This is a genomic window from Paractinoplanes pyxinae (assembly GCF_026626335.1).
Lineage (GTDB): Bacteria > Actinomycetota > Actinomycetes > Mycobacteriales > Micromonosporaceae > Actinoplanes > Actinoplanes pyxinae.
Genome location: NZ_JAPNTZ010000007.1, coordinates 24095 through 39486 on the forward strand (window position 1 = coordinate 24095; position 15392 = coordinate 39486).

Consider the following 15392-nt stretch of genomic DNA (forward strand, 5'->3'; position numbering starts at 1 on the left):
CACCAGAACTCATCGGCCGGCAGGTCCGTCAACGCAAGCGGACGGGCGTCGGGCCGTGCGTTATTGAGTGCGGCCCAGCACTCGGTTGAGGGCTTCGGTCAACGTACGGGAAGGGTCGTCGGTCAGGGTGAAGCTGCGGAAGCAGACGTAGTTGTCCGGGCGGACCAGCACGCAGCCGGAGTCGGCCACCTCGCGCAGGCGGGCCCAGTCGCCGTAGATGTCTTCGTAGTCGGCTCCGGGGCCGATCGTCACCGCGACGACCGGCAGGCCCTCGGCTGCGGCCACCCACGCTTCTCCGCCCAAGCCGGTGAAAAGCGTGAAGCGGCCCTGACCGCCGATGTCCAGCGTGGACAAGCGGCGGCGGTTGAGGCTGACCCAGGCGTGCGGCAGCTTCGCGCCGGGCCAGGTGGTGGCGTGGTGATACAGCTCGTCGTCGCGGGGGTTGGCCGGCATCTCGGTGCCGTCGGGGATGACCGCTTCCGAGGCGTAGCGCTGGTTGAGTTCGACGCCGTGGGTGTTGAACTCGTAGTTCTTGAACTCGATGGCCTCGCGCAGGGCCTGGCGCTGCTTCTCGGCGGCGGGGGTGGGCAGCTTGCGCGCGTCCATGTTCGCCTGCAGCTGCTCGGGATCGTCGGTCGAGAGCAGGCCCAGCGCCTCGAAGATGCGGGTGGTCTCGCCGATGCTGCGGTTGGCCCGGTCGACGATCTGCTTGCCGATCGGGGCGCGTTCGGCGGTGTACGAGTCGAGCAGCGCCGGATCGGCCGTGCCGTCCAGCACGAGCTTGAGCTTCCAGGCCAGGTTGTACGCGTCCTGGATCGAGGTGTTGGAGCCGAGCCCGTTCGATGGCGGGTGCCGGTGCACGGCGTCGCCCATGCAGAACACCCGGCCGTTCTGGTAGTTCTCGGCGTACAGGTGGTTGACCGTCCAGGCCGAGGACGACTTGATGGTGACGGGCACGGTGTCGTCGCCGATGAGGTGGTGGGCGATGCGGCGGGCGTAGTCCTCGGTGAGGTCCGGCGGCTCGCCGTTGATGTCGTAGCCCCACACGATCAGCCACTCGTGCCACGGGCGGACGCAGCGCACCAGGCCCATGCCGATGCCGCCCACGTCGGATCCGGTCTGCAGCACCCAGTAGAGCGTGCTCGGCCGGTACGCCGTGTACTGGGTCAGGTCGGCCTCGAAGACGATGTTGATGCTGCCCGCCACCCCCATCTGACCCACCATGGGCAGTCCGATGTCCTCGGCCACCTTGCTCCGCCCGCCGTCGGCGCCGATCACGTACTTCGCCCGGATGGTGTACTCGTCACCGCGGAGCCGATCGCGAACCCGAACCTCCGCGAACTCCGGGGACTGGGCCAGCGACAGATACTCGGTCTCGTACCGGAAAGCCGTCCCCCGCGCGATCGCCGCCGACGCCAGCACCGGTTCCATCAGGTGCTGCGGCATGTCGCAGATGCTGGACGGCGAGGCCAGCGCATGGTCGGCCAGCCGGGACGGGTGGGTGTACCAGGTGTGCAGCCGGCCCAGTTCCTCGCCGGCCAGGCTCGAGCAGAACGTCGTGTCGCCCATCAGGTGCTGCGGGGTGGCCAAGGCGACCACCTGCTCCTCGATCCCGGCGTCGCGCAGCACTTCCATGGTGCGCTGGTTGGTGATGTGCGCGCGGGGCGTGTCGGAGAGCCGGCCGTACTTGGTCACCACCATGTTCCGTACGCCGTAAGTGCTCAGCAGCAGCGCGGCGGCCCCACCGGCCGGCCCGCTGCCGACGATGAGGACATCGGTCTCGACGACTTCAGCCATCGGAGGCTCCCAACCTGAAGGTGAACTCGACAGTGCGGCTGCCGTCGGCGGCCGGGGGAAACTCGACGATCAGCTCGTCCTTGACCCCGAACACGGCGTCGGAATCCAGATAGCGCCCACCGGCCACGAACAGCTGAGTGATCAGCTTCCGATAGCCGGGCGCGCTGATCATGAAGTGCAGGTGCGGCGCCCGGTACGGATGACGCCCGGTCGCCCGCAGCATCTGCCCCACCGGTCCGTCGTCCGGGATCGGGTATTCCGACGGCAGGATCGAGCGGAACCACAAAGTGCCGTCGGCCTCCGAGCGCAGCCGGGCCCGCAGCACCGGCCCTTCCAGCTCGGGCAGCTGCACGTCGTAGAAGCCGTCCTGATTGGACTGCCACACGTCCACGACCGCGTCCGGGATGGGCCGCCCGTCGAGGTCGGTGATCCGGACGTCGGCCCGCAGCGGAACCCCCGGCAACCCCTCGGCCAGGTTGGCGCCCGACGGCACCGCGGGCGGCCCTTCGACGTAGAACGGCCCGAGCACGGCCGACGGCGTGGTGTCGGGCGACCGCGAGTTGGTCAGCAGGTCGACCGCGCTCGAGATGCCGAGCGTGTCGCTGAGCAGCACGAACTCCTGCCGGGTGGGCGAGCACAACTGCCCGGTGCGGGTGAGGAAGTCGATGGCCGCCTTCCACTCGTCCTCGGTGAGGTCGTTGTCGACCACGAAGCCGTGCAGCCGCCGCACGAGGTCGCCCAGCAGGCCGGCCAGTCTCGGGTCGGCGGAGGAAGCGAAGCTGGCCACGACCTGCTCGGTGAGGCCGCTCAGGTCGGGCCGGTCGTCGAGCGGCGCCGGCCGGTCGCCGCGCCATGCCTCTTCGAGCAGTGCCAGCAAGCCCGTGTCCTCGCCGGCGATCGTGACCAGGTCGCCCTCGCCCAGCCCCAGTTCGACCAGCGAGCCCGGGGCGCCGAGCCGGGTGGCCAGGTCGAAGACGGCGGTGGGGGCGTCGGGAGCGCCGAGGGCGGCCGCGACCCGCCGCATGACCGCCGGTGCGGAACGCGCCATGACATGCGGCAGCAGCACCGCGTGCGTCTCGGAGTGCGGCAGCCCGTACGTTCCGCCCAGCTGATGGCACAGCTTGTGGTGCAACCCCATCTTGACGGTGCCCAGGCAGATCCCGGCCAGCCACGCGCCGAGCAGGGCGTCCGCGCGCGCGTCCGGATCGTCCGGCCGCGAAGCCAGAACGGGCAGGGCACGGCCGAGCCGGGTGATCGACTCGAGAGCGAAGTTGTCGGTGGCCGGGTTGGCGTCGGGCGAGTAGAGCGCCTCGACCGCGTGTGCCATCGCGTTGAGCCCGCTGGTCACCGTGAGCCCGACCGGCAGCCCGAGGGTGAGCTCGACGTCGTAGATGACCGTCCTCGGCGCCAAGGCCGGGTCGCTGCGCGTCGTCTTCTTCCCGTCGGCCGTCTCACCCAGGATCGGGGTCATTTCCGATCCCGCGTACGTGGTGGGGACGGCGACCTGGGGCAGGCCGGTGCGCGCGACCAGCGCCTTGCCGAGGCCGGTGCTCGACCCGCCGCCGACCGACACCAGGCAGTCCACGTCGTGCGTACGCGCCAGTTCGAGAGCCCGCTCGGTGACCTCGACCGGGGTGTGCATGGCGACGCCCTCGAACCGGGCCACGACCAGCGATCCCAGCACCTCGGCGGCCCGGTCGGCCCGGCCGCCCAGCAGCAGCACCCGGGTCGCGCCGAGCCGTTCCACCTCGTCGCGCAGCCGCTCCAGCGTGCCGGTCCCGAAGACCACCCGCGCCGCGGACCCGGTGTAAACGAAGGACTCCACGGGCTCAGTCTCGGCTCGCCGGCGCGGCAGTTCCTGCACGTACGCGCTGCACAAATCAGGCGCGGCGCAACGCTCCCGGCGTGGTGCCGAGGTGGGCCCGCAGCGCCCGGGTCAGGTGTTCCTGGTGCGAGAAGCCGCAGCGCTGGGCCACCTCGGCGATCGGCCGGTCGGTGCAGCGCAGCAGCAGGCAGGCCGCGTCGACCCGGCGCTGGATGAGGAACTGGTGCGGCGACATCCCGGTGCGCGCCTTGAACTGCCGGGCGAACTGGCTCACGCTCAACCCGGTCGCCGCGGCCAGTTCCCGCAACGGCAGGGCTTCCGACAGACGGTCCTCGACCATTTCCCGTACGGCGTTGAGCTGGCGGTCGGTCAGGCCGGCGCGCACGCTGCCGGCGGGCGGCGCCACCCGGGCCCGGACGCTGTGCCGCCGCACGAGCTGGGCGGCCAGAGCCTGCCCCAGAAGGTCCACATAGGTGCGGGCCGACGGCTCCCAGTGCCGCATCACCTCGTCCAGGTTGAGCAGCAGTTGCTCGACCAGCGGGTCGAGGCTGCCCAGCTCCTCGGCCAGCTCCACCGGTTCGCCGTCGCCGGCCGCGCGCAGCAGCTCGTCGCTGAGGTAGGCGTGCACGGTGTCCAGGTCGCCGCCGAGCTCCACCGTCAGGTCTTTGCCGGCCGGGTGCACGAACAGGCCGCCCGGCGGAACCGTGCGCGAGCTGGTCAGGCCGAGGTGCCCGCGGCGCACGGTGACCGGGCCGTTGCGGTGCAGGATCACCAGGTGGCTGGGGGCGCCGCCGAAGCTGGCCTGATACGGCTGCTCACTCTGGGTCGAGACGTAGAGCTGCTCCCAGCCGAGGCCCCGGCTGGTGCGGTCGGGCCGGACCCAGGGCTGCCGGAGGATCCCGTTGGTGTCGGAGACCGTGAGCTCTGTCACTCGACCATGACACCTCAGCCGGAGCGGAACGTCCAGCGCGAGTTGAGGCCGTAGTTGACGACCGGGATGGCCACCAGCGCGATCCCCTGCACGATCAGATAGGGCCCGGCCACCAGGCCCAGGATCGCCGCGTTGAGGGCGAAGGCCACCGCGGTGACGGTCAGGAAGCGCCCGCCCGCGCTCAGGTGCCCGCTTGAGGATCGGAAGACCCAACTGCGTTGCAGCCCGTACGAGACCAGGACGCTGGCCACGAAACCGGCCGACGAGGCCATGACCGGCCGCACACCGAGCACTTCCGCGAGCAGCAGGCCGCCGCCGAGGTGGGTCACCGCACTGGCTGCTCCACTCACGCCGTACCGGAAAGCTTGTCAACGCTCGGCACGGTCGGCCCGCACCCACTGCTCCGGCAGCGAGGCGACCTGACCCGACCGCTCCTGCACGAGATAGCGGGGACGGCCGCGAACCTCCTCGTGGATGCGGGCCAGGTACTCCCCGATCACCCCGAGACCGAGCAGCAGGAACGTGCCCATCACCAGCAACAGCAGGATCACCGTGGGAAAGCCGGCCACCGAGTCGCCGCCCAGCCAGCGGATCAACGTCTGCGCGCCGAGCAGCACGGCGAACCCGGCGAAGGCCAGCCCGACCATGGTCACCAGGTGCAGCGGGGCCGAGGTGAACGAGGTGAGCCCGTTGACGGCCAGCCGGAACAGCGAGCCGAAGGTCCAGCGCGACCGGCCGCCCGCCCGCTCGTCGATGTCGACCTCGATGGTGCTGCGGCGGAAGCCGATCCAGCTGCTGGTGCCGCGGAAGAACGAGGAGTGCTCGGGCAGCCGCAGCAAGGCCTCCAGAGCCGGGCGGCCGAGCAGCCGGAAGTCGGTGGCGTCGATCAGGTCGACCCGGGTCAGGCCGGTGAACGCCTTGTTGAAGGCGCGCCCGCCGAGCCGGCCGACCAGGCCCTGGCCGGTGCGGTTGCGCTTGACCGCCTCGACCACGTGCGCGCCCTCGCGCCAGCGGCGGACCATCTCGGGGATGGCGTCCGGCGGGTGCTGCAGGTCGGAGTCGATGACCACGACGGCGTCGCCCGCGGCGTGCTCCAGCCCGGCCAGCACGGCCGACTCCTTGCCGAAGTTACGGCTGAGCTTGAGACCGCGTACGGGCGCGTGGAGCACGGCCTGGGCGGCCACCCGGTCCCACGAGTCGTCGGTCGAGCCGTCGTCGACCAGCACCAGCTCGTAGCTCAGCCCGGCCGCCGTCAGCACCTCGGTGAGCCGGCCCACGAAGCGGTCCACGCCGGCGCCCTCGTTGAAGATGGGCGCCACCACGGAGATCATCGGGCTCGATACCGTCACGCTCAGCCAACGACGGCGTGGGAACAAAAGTTACATAAGCTCAGCCTTCAGTCCGGACAAGGGCGGCGGGCGGGGCGGTTGGACGGGTCAGCGCAGCAGCTCGGACAGGGTCGGCGGGTGCGCCCTGTTCACGAAGATCGTGCGGACGGTTCCGTGGTCGCGGTACAGGCGGGACAGCCGTTCCGAGAGCACGTCCTCCCACGACCGGTCCGGCCGGTGCCGCTCCCAGATCCCGCGATCCGGCAGGTACTCCAGCACCACGCCGAGGTCGCGCAGCAGGGCGAAGGCCGAGCAGTCGGTCAGCACGACCGCGCGGTGGTCCGGCTCGATCACCTGGCGCTGCCGCAGGGTCAGCACGAACTCGCGCAGCGGCTCGAAGTCGAGCCCGATCACCACGTACAGGCAGGCCGGCGCCCGCTCCACCGGCTTCGGCCGCGCGGGCGGGAACAGCCGGCCCAGCCACGACCGCCCGGCCCGCAGCCGGTCCCGCTCGCGGCGCAGCTTCTCGCTCCGCCGGCGCTCGTCGACCAGCGTGGCCTCCAGCGTCCGCAGCCGCCCGGCCATGGCGCTCAGCTCCCAGCGCGCCCGTTGCATCGCGTCGAGCGGCTCCCGCACCGACGGCACCTGCACTGCTGTCTCGTGCACCTCAGCCTCCGATCCGTCTGCGGCCCGCGGCCAGCCCGCTGAGCCAGGTCGCCGCCCCGGTCGCGCCGTTGGCGAACGTCAGTTCCTCGCAGCGGCGGCGCAGGGCCTCCCGCACCTCGGGCCGGGTGGCCCGGTCGAGGTCGGCGACGTCGAGCGCGACACCGGCCGCCTGCGCGAACCGGGCCCGGGCGCCGCCGGGGTCGCTCGGACCCGGCACGAACACGCTGGGCACGCCGAAGCGCAGCTGCTCGTGGAAGCCGTGATAGTCGGCCGGGCCGACCACCAGGTCGAACGCCCGCAGGTGGCGGCCGGCCCGATCCCGCCGGACGACCTGGAAGCCGCGCTCGGCGACCGTGCCCGCCCACTCGCCGAGCCGCACCAGCGCGGCCGGGGTGTCGTCCAGCCCGAGTTCGGCCCGGGCGGCCGCCGCGTCCAGCAGGTCGCTCGCGTCGAGCAGCGTGATGGGTTCGGCCCCGTCGGCCAGTTCGCCCGGCACCAGCACGTGGTCGAACCCCACGCCGGCCTCGGCCCCCAGCCCGACCCGGACCACACCCGGCACCTCGGGCAGGTCGCCGAGGTCGAGCCCGCCGGCCACCACGACGTCGGGCCGGTGCAGGTCGACCAGATGGGCCAGACGGTCGCGACGCATCGCGCGGGACGGGATGTGCTCGGTGAGGAAGCCGTCGACCGGGCCGGTCGACAGCGTGACGATCACCGGCGCCACCTGCGGGGGCAGCCGCCGGGCGATCGCCGTCAGCTGGATCAGGGAGTCCTCGTCCCCGCCGACCAGCAGCATCCGCCGGGCGGGCGCGGCCGGCGGCGGCCCGGCGCCCAGGGTGCGGGCGGGCGCGCTGATCCGGGGGCGGATGCCGAAACCGGCCAGCCAGCGCAGATGGGACCGGCCCGACCGCTGTTCCGGATCGTCGACGGCGACGGTGCGCTGCGCCCGTACGTCGGGAAGGTCCTCGACGATCGGGCGGCGGCCCCGGATCACCAGCAGGCGTGCCGTCACCGGCCGGTCGTCGCGGGCCAGGTCGGCCAGGCCGTCGCGGATCAGGTCGCGCACGGGCGGCTCGAACGGCAGCGGCCGCTCGTCACCCGGCAGGGGCACGTGCACCAGAACGGTGCTCAGCGCCGCGTCGGCCTGGGCCCGCACCTCGGTCGCCACCTCGGGCCCGGCGAAACGGAAGTCGGCCAGGATCGCCACGTCGTGAACGGTGGTCGGCACGGCGGATCCCCCTTCTGCGGCTCCTGCAGGGCCTAACGATCTTGAGCACCCAACGTCACGGAGTCGTCACTGAGGGGTCAACCGGAGCGCAACCGAAGGGCATCGGTCGCGCCACCAAATGATCGGGCCCGACGCCGAACTTGAACGGTGAGAGCCCCGGTAGCCACCGGGACCGCTTACCGGAAGGCAGTCGATGCGTTCTTCGATCACCAAGCGTCTGGCCCTGATCGCGATGATCCCCGCCACCCTGCTCGTCGTGGTCGCGTTCGCCTCGTCCGCCCAGGCCGCCGTCACCGGCACCGCCAAGCTGCAGAGCGACATCGCGGTCCTGACCAACAAGCAGCGCGCCGCCCACGGTTGCAAGGCCGTCGTCGTCAGCCCGGCCCTGACCCGCGCCGCCGTCGGCCACAGCGCCTACCAGGCCCGCACCAAGAAGATGAGCCACACCGGTTCGGGCGGCTCGACCTTCATCACCCGTTCCAAGGCGGCCGGCTACAACCGCCCGCTGAGCGAGAATGTCGCGTACGGCTTCGGTTCGGCCGCCGCCGTCGTCAACGGCTGGATGGCCAGCCCCGGCCACCGCGCCAACATCCTGAACTGCAAGGCGATCGCGGTCGGCGTGGGCGTCGCGTACGCGTCCAACGGCAGCCCGTACTTCACGCAGGACTTCGGTTACTGAGCTCCCGCACCACGCGGCGATACGACAGCAGGGCCTCACCCTCACCGGTGAGGCCCTCGGTCGTTTCCAGCCAGCCTTTGCTCGCGTTGTCGCGCAGGAACACGCGCGCCACCGCGGCCAGCCGGCCCACGAGCAGCGGCATGTCCGCTTTCGCGACGGGCTCCGAGACCACCAGCAGGCCGACGTCGTGCACGTCGGCCAGGGTCTCGACGTTTCCCTCCCGCACCTCGGCCACCTCGGTGAGCTGATGGGTGGCGAGTGTCTTGCGCAGGCGGCGTCCGTCCGGGGCGAGCGAGACGATCCGGCCGCCGGATTCCTCGAGCGCGTAAGCCATCCAGACCGTCCCGGCGCCGCCGCCGATCTCGAGCACGAGCCGCGGCCGCCGGGTGCGGATCAGGTGCAGCACGTCGAGCAGGTCGGCTGCCCCGTCCGTGGGCGGCATCGGGGCGCGCGGCTTGACCTGCTGGAAAAGCTGCACAATCGTTTCGACAGCCCGGGTCTGAGCGCCGATCCGGTCGGCCACCTCGCCGTGCCGGTCCCCCGAATGCAGCAGCAACTCCTCCAGGGCGGCGAGCAGCCGGCGCTGGGTGTGGTCGAGGACCGTACGGGCGTCGGTCTGCTGGCGGCGCTGGATCCGCTGCAGCCCGGAGAGCCGGCGGGCCAGCAGCAACAGCCCGGCGAAGAGGATCGTGAAGAAGACGGCAAGCAGGGTGAGGGCCAGGCCGACGTTGCCGGAGAGCGCGGCCGCTGCCACCGCCACACAGAGCACACAGGCCCCGGAGGCCGACACAACCTGACGGCGGGTCAGGCTCCGCAACCGGCGCATCAACTCTCCTCCAGCTCGGCCCGCTCCACGATCAAGAGAAACGCGGGCGGGGTCAGCCGGTTACGCCCGGGCAGAAGGCGACGTCCGCGCGTTGCCGGGCCGCCGTTTCGAGCGACTCGTCGAACCGGCGCACCGAGAAGGGCGAGTTCCCGGGCAGCTTCACGAATTCGGACCGCAGGGCGCAGCGGCGGGCGGCGCCGTCGGGGCTCGGATCGAAGTCGGCCATCTCGACCGCGACCCGGTCGGCCAGGCGGGCGGCCGGGCTGGTCATGGCGATGTCACGCTGCCGCTTGTTGGCCGCCGCCGACACCGTTGCCGCCAGCGCGAAGAGCACGATCGCCGCAACGAGAACGGGTGCGGCCCACCGCCGTACGAAATGAATCAGCGCCACCATCAGCAGCGCCCCCGCCGTCGTGGTCACCGACGAATCACGCCAGCCGTACCCCCACCGCCCCGAGGCCACCAGCTGCTGCACGTCGGCGTTGAGCGAACCCATTGCCGCCCCCAGCAACACCAACGTCCCCGCGGTCAGGGCCAGCGCCAGCGCGTGCCGCCGGCCCACCTGCGACAGCCGCGGCCGATCCCGGATCGCCTGCCACGCCAGCCACCCGATCACCACCAGCGCGGCGGCCAACACCAGGCCACCCAGCCACGACCCGCGGGGAGCAGCCGCCCTCCACATCAGCGGTGGCAGCCAGTCGATGGCTCGTACGGGAAAAGCGGCTAATGTGTCGGGCCCGAACCGGACATCGGAGCCCTTGTAGCAGGTGCCCGCCGAGCAGTAGCGCTGAATCACGACGCGCACGGCGAGGAAGACCGGCAGGAAACCCACCCACAGCAACCCCAGCGCCCGAGCCGGCGCGGCCGTGAACACGCGAGCGGGACGCAGGTCGAGCACCAACCATCCCCGGGCCAGCACGGCAGCGGTCGCCAGCGGCAAGGCCAGATAGGCGATCTCGTTGAAGGCCGCCAGTGCCGCCCCACCCAGCAACAGCAACGGCACCCGCCACAACCGCAGCGGCTTCTCCGGATCGATCCGGCACATCGCCGCGGTGACCCCGAGCACCAAGGCGGCCGACCCCAGATACAGCCCGCCGAACAACACGATCGGACTGGAACCGCCGGCGGCGACGAACCCGGCGGCCACCGCGAAGGGCACCACGGCGGCCACAGTGGACGGTGCGCGGCGGAACAACCGGCCGCGGGCCACCACGCTCTCGGCCAGCAGCACGGCGGCCACGCACAACACCACTGCCGACACGAACGACACCAGGCGGAAGCCGACGTTGACCGGCAGGCCCAGCACCTCGCTCAGCGCGTAGGCGGCCGTGTCCAACGCCTTCTCGAGCATGCGGCCGAACAGCCGGAAGTTGCCCAGCCGCAGATAGCCGGGCAGCGAGTCGACCGTGTGCGGCGCGATCCGCAGCGGGTCGTCGCGGAACATCCCGCCGTGCCAGTAGAGGTTGAACCGGTGGTCGCGGCTCGGCGCCAGCGCGATCAGGGGCGCCAGCACCGGCAGCGGCACCAGCACGGCCCGGGTCAGGGCGCGCCGCCACAGCGCCCCGACCGGCGGGCCCTCGACGACGAAGCGCATCCCGGCACGCGGGGCGGCGGGGGCATCGATCGTCGGGGCGCTCATGCCGAAGCCAACGACCCCACCCTCCGGTCGGTGACGAGCAGCCGGGCCAGCGTGGGCGGATCCCGGGGGTCGATCACGACGGCGTCGGCCGCCCGGTGGTCGCGGCACAGCTGGGCCACCCGGCCGGCCAGCAGGGTTTCCCAGTCCGAGCCGGGCTCGTGCCGCGACCAGGTGGCCGGGTCGGGCAGATACTCGAGGACGACCCCGGGAACCTGCAGGTGGCGCAGCGTCGGCTGGTCGGTGACCACGACCGGCAGGTGGTCGGCCTCGACCAGCACGCGCTGGCGCAGGGCCCGGATCAGCGTGTGCGCGCCGGGCCGCGAGAGCCCGACCGCCACATAGATCCGGGCCGGCATCGCGGCCGCCCGGGCGCCCGAACGCGGTGCCGGCGGCCGCCGCAGCTGCCGGGCCACCGCCGGGGCCGCCCGCACCGGGTCGCGGGCCAGGCCGGCCAGCGCCCGGCCCAGGCGGTAGGACCGGCTGCGCCGCAATGCCAGCACCAGCTCGCGGTTGCGGTCCCGGTCGCGTACGGCGGCGTCGCGTTCGTCCTCGACACAGCGCAACCGTCCGGTCAAGGTGGCCACTTCCCAGCGGGCGACCGCCAGATCGGCCGCGTCCGGTTCATCGAGCACTTCCGGCCTCCACTTCGGATCGTCGCGGACAGAACCCGGCCAGCCAGGCGGCGGCGTCGGCGGCCCCGTTGCCGAACGCCACCTCGGCGCAGCGGCGGCTCAAGGCCTCCCGGGCGGCCGGATCGGCCAGCCGTTCGAGCGCGGCCGCGGCCGCCTCGTCGTCGGTGGCGCAGACGGCCACCCCGGCCGCCGCCGCGAACCGGGCCCGGGTCAGCTCGTCGTCGGCCGCGGACGGGTCGGGCACGAAGACCGTCGGCACGCGGGCGCCGATCAGCTCGTGGAAGCTCGTGTAACCGGCCCGCGAGACGGCCAGCGCCACGTGGCCCAGCTCATGTGGCCCGGCCTCGACCACCGTGAAGCCGGGCAGGGTGGCTTCGACGCCGCGGCAGAGCAGGGTCGGCTCGGTGGCGCGGCGGGGACGCGGCGCCGGCAGTTCGGTGATCGGGTCGACCGTGCTCACTCCGGCCCGGGCGGTGGTGGTCCAGCCCTCGTCCCCGGCCGCGGCGAACTCGCCCGGTTCGAGGATGCCGGCGAAGAGCGCGCCGCGGGCCGCCCACTGGCCGCCGGTGCCGCGCCGCCACATGGCCGGGCGCAGCCACAGCCAGCGCGGGCCGGGGTGCTCGCCGATCGCGGCGGCGATGCCGTCGTGCGGCACCCCGCCGACCAGGACGGCCTGGGGACCGTAGAGCTGGATCAGGTGCCGCAGGCGGTCGCGCACGAAGCCGGTCCAGCGGTCGTCGGCCACGCCGAGCTCGGCCGCGGCCGGCAAGTACTCGGTGAGCAGGCCGGCCGCGTGGGCGTCGGCCAGCCCGGCCGATCCGGCGACGACGACCGCCTCGAGGTCGCCGGGCAGGTGGCGGGCGATGGCCCGGAACCGCGCGATGTCGTCCCCCACCAGCAGCACATGCCGGGTCGGACGGGCCTTCCGAACAGAAGACGTCGTCACCACGCCACGGCTGAGCACGCCCAGGGAGGCCAGCCGGGCGATGTGCGAACCGCTGTCGTGCCAGTCGGTCGCGGGCAGCACCGCACCCGGCAACTGCGCGCGCACCTCGGGGCCGGCCGGCGCCCACACCACGTCCGGGCCGAGGTGCCGCTGCACGCGCGTACGGACCTCGGCGAAGTCGGCCGGCGGCTCGTCGAGCACCACGATCGTGTGCAGGGCGTGCACCCGCGGCTTCCCGGTGACCACCTGCGGCCGGCGGATCAGCAGCACCCGCGCCGCGAGCTCGGGCTCGTCGTCGTGGGCCAGGTCGGCCAGCCCTTCGCGCAGGCAGGCGGCGACCCGGCGGTCGAAGGGGCGGGTGTGCGGTACGTCGTCGGCCGGCACGTGGATCAGCACGGTGGTCAGCCCGGCCGCCGCCTGCGCCCGGACCTCGGCGACGAGGCTCGCCGCGCTGCCGCCGGTGTGCCGCAGATCGGACAGGTGAGCGACGTCGTACACGGCTTGGTCAACGACATTGTTAACCGGGCGATACGGACAATTCGCCCGAGTCGTTGATCACCTGGAAATGCTCTCACCGAGGGGGACCATGCGCGCCACCGGACCTCACCCGCTCGCCGTCGCGGCTCTGCAGGCCCGGTCGATCGCGGCCCGGCAACCTCTGGCCGACATCGCCACCGATCCGTGGACCATCGGCGAACTGGCCCGCGTGATCGCCGTGCAGAACCTGCGCCCGGGCGACCTGACCGAGGCCCTCGACCTGCTCGGCGGTCTGCGCGAGATCGCCGATGTCCATCAAGGACTGCACTGCCAGATCGCGTACGTGTCGGGCGACCACGCCCTGACCCGGGCCCTGCTGGACGCGTACGACCAGGTGCCCGATCCGGTGCGGGCGGCGCTGGCCGTCGACCTCGGTGACGCGCCCCTGGCCGGGCTGCTGCCGTCGCCGAAGGTGCACGTGCCGGACGGTCCGGGCGAGCCGTTCGACCGGGTCACCACCGGGCCGGTGCAGCGCCGCGGCCACGACCGCCGGATCACCACCGTCGTCACCACCGCCCAGCCCGGCTCGACACTGCTCACCGCGGTGCGCTCGCTGACCCGGCAGAGCTGGACCAACCACGAGATCCTGGTCGTCGACGACGGGTCGTCGACCGAGTTCGAGCCGGCGCTGCGGGCGGCGGCCGACCTCGACCCGCGCGTGCGGGTGATCCGCATGGTCGCTCCCGGCGGACCGTTCGTCGCGCGCAACGCCGGGCTGGACGCGGCCACCGGCGACTTCGTGACGTTCCAGGACGCGGACGGCTGGTCCCACCCGCTGCGGCTGGAACGCCAGGTCACGCCCCTGCTGGCCGACGAGCGGCTGTTCGCGACCACGTCGACGGCCCTGGTGGTGACAGCCGATCTGGTGGTCACCCGGCCCGGCCGCACGTCGCTGAACGCGGCCGACCCCTCGTCGCTGATGCTGCGTCGCCCGGTCGCGGCCCGGGTCGGTCACTTCGATCCCGTACGGGCGGGAGCCGACCTGGAGTACGCCGAGCGCGCCCGATCCGTGCTCGGCCCGGCCGCCCTGCACGAGCTCGACGGCCCACCGCTGGCCCTCACCCGGCTCGGCGACCGGCCCGGCTGCCTGCGCTCCTACATCTCGGCCTTCCGCCGCTGGCACGTCCACGTGCGCGAGGGCCGCGAGCCGGCCACCCGGCCGAGGGCCTTCGCCGCCCCGCGCCGGCTGCGTGGCGAGACCGGCGCCCGCGCGTACGACGTCGTGCTGGCCGGCGACTGGACCACGGCCGGCGGGGCCGGCGCCGCCGGGATCGGGCAGTTGCAAGCGCTGGCCGCCCGTCGCCAGCGGGCGGCCCTGCTGCACCTGGACGACCTGGCCAACCTGCGCGAGGGACCGCGCGATCTCGACCCGGCGGTCCAGGAGCTGATCAACAACGGCGACCTGACCCAGATCGAGCTGACCGACGACGCGCGGGCCCGGCTGGTGGTGGCCCGCTCGGCCCGGGTGCTGAGGTACGCCCCGGAAGGTCCCACCGGTGTGCGGGCCCAGCGGGTGCTGATCGAGGACGCCGTGGCCGATCCGGCGGCGGCCGCCGCGGCCAAGCGGTTGTTCGGCCAGTGGCCGCTCTGGACCCCGGCCGGCCCGGACGGCCGCCGCCGGCTGACCACCGGGACCGACGTCACCGTGGCCCGGCTCGACCTGCCCAGCACGCTCGACGCCGGGCAGTGGCGGCTCGACCGGCGCGGCCCGCGGGCCGACCGTCCGGTGGTGGGCCGGCACTGCCGCGGCGGCCCGGCCGAGTGGCGGCGGCTGCGCGAGGAGGTGCCCGAGACCGGGCGCCTGGACGTGCGCCTGCTCGACGCGGCCGGCAGCGCGGACCGCTCGTTCGGGCGGTTCGGGCCGCCGCGCAGCTGGCTGGTCTACGGCCCGGGCGAGGTGAGCCTGCGTTCGTTCCTGGGCCAGATCGACTTCTACCTGCACCTGCCGCCCGACGACGAGCCCGCCGACCCGGGGCCGGACGTGCTCACGGCTCTGGCCGCGGGCTGCGTGGCTGTGCTGCCTTACCGCTACTCGGCCGCCTTCGGGGACGCCGCGGTCTACTGCACGCCGGAGGAAGTGCCGGACACCGTGCGCCTGCTGCACGCCAACCGCCGGGCCCTGCGCGACCAGTCGGCCCGCGGCGCCGAGTACGTCCGCCGCCACCACACCCACGCCTTGTACGCGGAACGGGTGTCCCACCTGGCAACCCAAGGGTGACCACTTGGCACCCGGCGAATCGTCAACCCGCTCCCGCTGCGACCGATTCCTAAGGGCACAAGCAACACAGAAAAGTTTCGAGGCGGCCCCCGCCGCCTCGTATGCGGGACGCACCCTTCCCCCACCCCGCGTACCGCTGC

General features: G+C 73.0%; 13 protein-coding genes. 2 read left to right on the forward strand and 11 right to left on the reverse strand.

What is annotated here, in order from left to right:
• Positions 1 to 60: 60 nt before the first annotated feature.
• The 7 genes from OWR29_RS20095 to OWR29_RS20125 form a co-directional block, all read right to left on the reverse strand.
• Positions 61 to 1797, reverse strand: coding sequence for an FAD-dependent oxidoreductase (locus tag OWR29_RS20095; RefSeq protein WP_267564486.1), 1737 nt, complete (start codon positions 1795 to 1797; stop codon positions 61 to 63).
• A complete protein-coding gene (locus OWR29_RS20100) occupies positions 1790 to 3622 on the reverse strand; it encodes a maleylacetate reductase and hydroxyquinol 1,2-dioxygenase domain-containing protein (protein WP_267564487.1) in 1833 nt (610 codons plus the stop codon). The genes OWR29_RS20095 and OWR29_RS20100 overlap by 8 nt, the downstream gene beginning before the upstream one ends.
• Positions 3623 to 3677: 55 nt before the next feature.
• Positions 3678 to 4553: a helix-turn-helix domain-containing protein gene (locus OWR29_RS20105; protein ID WP_267564488.1), complete on the reverse strand. Its 876-nt coding sequence runs from the start codon at positions 4551 to 4553 to the stop codon at positions 3678 to 3680.
• A 14-nt stretch (positions 4554 to 4567) separates the two neighbouring features.
• Entirely contained in the window at positions 4568 to 4903 is a 336-nt protein-coding gene (locus OWR29_RS20110) for a GtrA family protein (protein ID WP_267564489.1), read from the reverse strand.
• An 18-nt stretch (positions 4904 to 4921) separates the two neighbouring features.
• Positions 4922 to 5884 (reverse strand): glycosyltransferase family 2 protein, encoded by a 963-nt coding sequence (locus OWR29_RS20115; protein ID WP_267564490.1) that lies wholly within the window; start codon positions 5882 to 5884, stop codon positions 4922 to 4924.
• 105 nt (positions 5885 to 5989) lie between these two features.
• A complete protein-coding gene (locus OWR29_RS20120) occupies positions 5990 to 6547 on the reverse strand; it encodes a hypothetical protein (RefSeq protein ID WP_267564491.1) in 558 nt (185 codons plus the stop codon).
• A gap of 1 nt (position 6548) precedes the next feature.
• Positions 6549 to 7775 carry a hypothetical protein gene (locus OWR29_RS20125; RefSeq protein ID WP_267564492.1) on the reverse strand — a complete coding sequence of 409 codons (1227 nt, stop codon included), beginning with the start codon at positions 7773 to 7775 and terminating at the stop codon, positions 6549 to 6551.
• 193 nt (positions 7776 to 7968) lie between these two features.
• Between OWR29_RS20125 and OWR29_RS20130 the strand changes: the two genes are divergently transcribed.
• Positions 7969 to 8454: a CAP domain-containing protein gene (locus OWR29_RS20130; RefSeq protein ID WP_267564493.1), complete on the forward strand. Its 486-nt coding sequence runs from the start codon at positions 7969 to 7971 to the stop codon at positions 8452 to 8454.
• Here the strand turns inward: OWR29_RS20130 and OWR29_RS20135 are convergent.
• The 4 genes from OWR29_RS20135 to OWR29_RS20150 are packed head-to-tail and all read right to left on the reverse strand — an operon-like array spanning position 8432 to position 12995.
• Positions 8432 to 9280 (reverse strand): O-methyltransferase, encoded by an 849-nt coding sequence (locus tag OWR29_RS20135; protein WP_267564494.1) that lies wholly within the window; start codon positions 9278 to 9280, stop codon positions 8432 to 8434. The genes OWR29_RS20130 and OWR29_RS20135 overlap by 23 nt on opposite strands.
• A 52-nt stretch (positions 9281 to 9332) precedes the next feature.
• Positions 9333 to 10919, reverse strand: a complete 1587-nt coding sequence (locus OWR29_RS20140) for a hypothetical protein (protein ID WP_267564495.1) — start codon at positions 10917 to 10919, stop codon at positions 9333 to 9335.
• Positions 10916 to 11551: a hypothetical protein gene (locus OWR29_RS20145; RefSeq protein ID WP_267564496.1), complete on the reverse strand. Its 636-nt coding sequence runs from the start codon at positions 11549 to 11551 to the stop codon at positions 10916 to 10918. Before OWR29_RS20145 ends, OWR29_RS20140 begins: the two co-directional genes overlap by 4 nt.
• Entirely contained in the window at positions 11541 to 12995 is a 1455-nt protein-coding gene (locus OWR29_RS20150) for a glycosyltransferase (RefSeq protein WP_267564497.1), read from the reverse strand. The genes OWR29_RS20145 and OWR29_RS20150 overlap by 11 nt, the downstream gene beginning before the upstream one ends.
• 88 nt (positions 12996 to 13083) lie before the next feature.
• On the opposite strand from OWR29_RS20150, the gene OWR29_RS20155 reads away from it, so the two are divergent.
• The gene (locus OWR29_RS20155) at positions 13084 to 15252 is read left to right on the forward strand and encodes a glycosyltransferase (RefSeq protein WP_267564498.1); all 2169 of its coding nucleotides are present in this window, start codon (positions 13084 to 13086) and stop codon (positions 15250 to 15252) included.
• Positions 15253 to 15392: the final 140 nt, after the last annotated feature.

Coding starts and splice junctions, on each gene's coding strand:
- OWR29_RS20130 (WP_267564493.1), top strand. CDS start 7,969: ATGCGTTCTTCGATCACCAAGCGTCTGGCCCTGATCGCGATGATCCCC.
- OWR29_RS20140 (WP_267564495.1), bottom strand. CDS start 10,919: ATGAGCGCCCCGACGATCGATGCCCCCGCCGCCCCGCGTGCCGGGATG.
- OWR29_RS20135 (WP_267564494.1), bottom strand. CDS start 9,280: ATGCGCCGGTTGCGGAGCCTGACCCGCCGTCAGGTTGTGTCGGCCTCC.
- OWR29_RS20155 (WP_267564498.1), top strand. CDS start 13,084: ATGCGCGCCACCGGACCTCACCCGCTCGCCGTCGCGGCTCTGCAGGCC.
- OWR29_RS20095 (WP_267564486.1), bottom strand. CDS start 1,797: ATGGCTGAAGTCGTCGAGACCGATGTCCTCATCGTCGGCAGCGGGCCG.
- OWR29_RS20115 (WP_267564490.1), bottom strand. CDS start 5,884: ATGATCTCCGTGGTGGCGCCCATCTTCAACGAGGGCGCCGGCGTGGAC.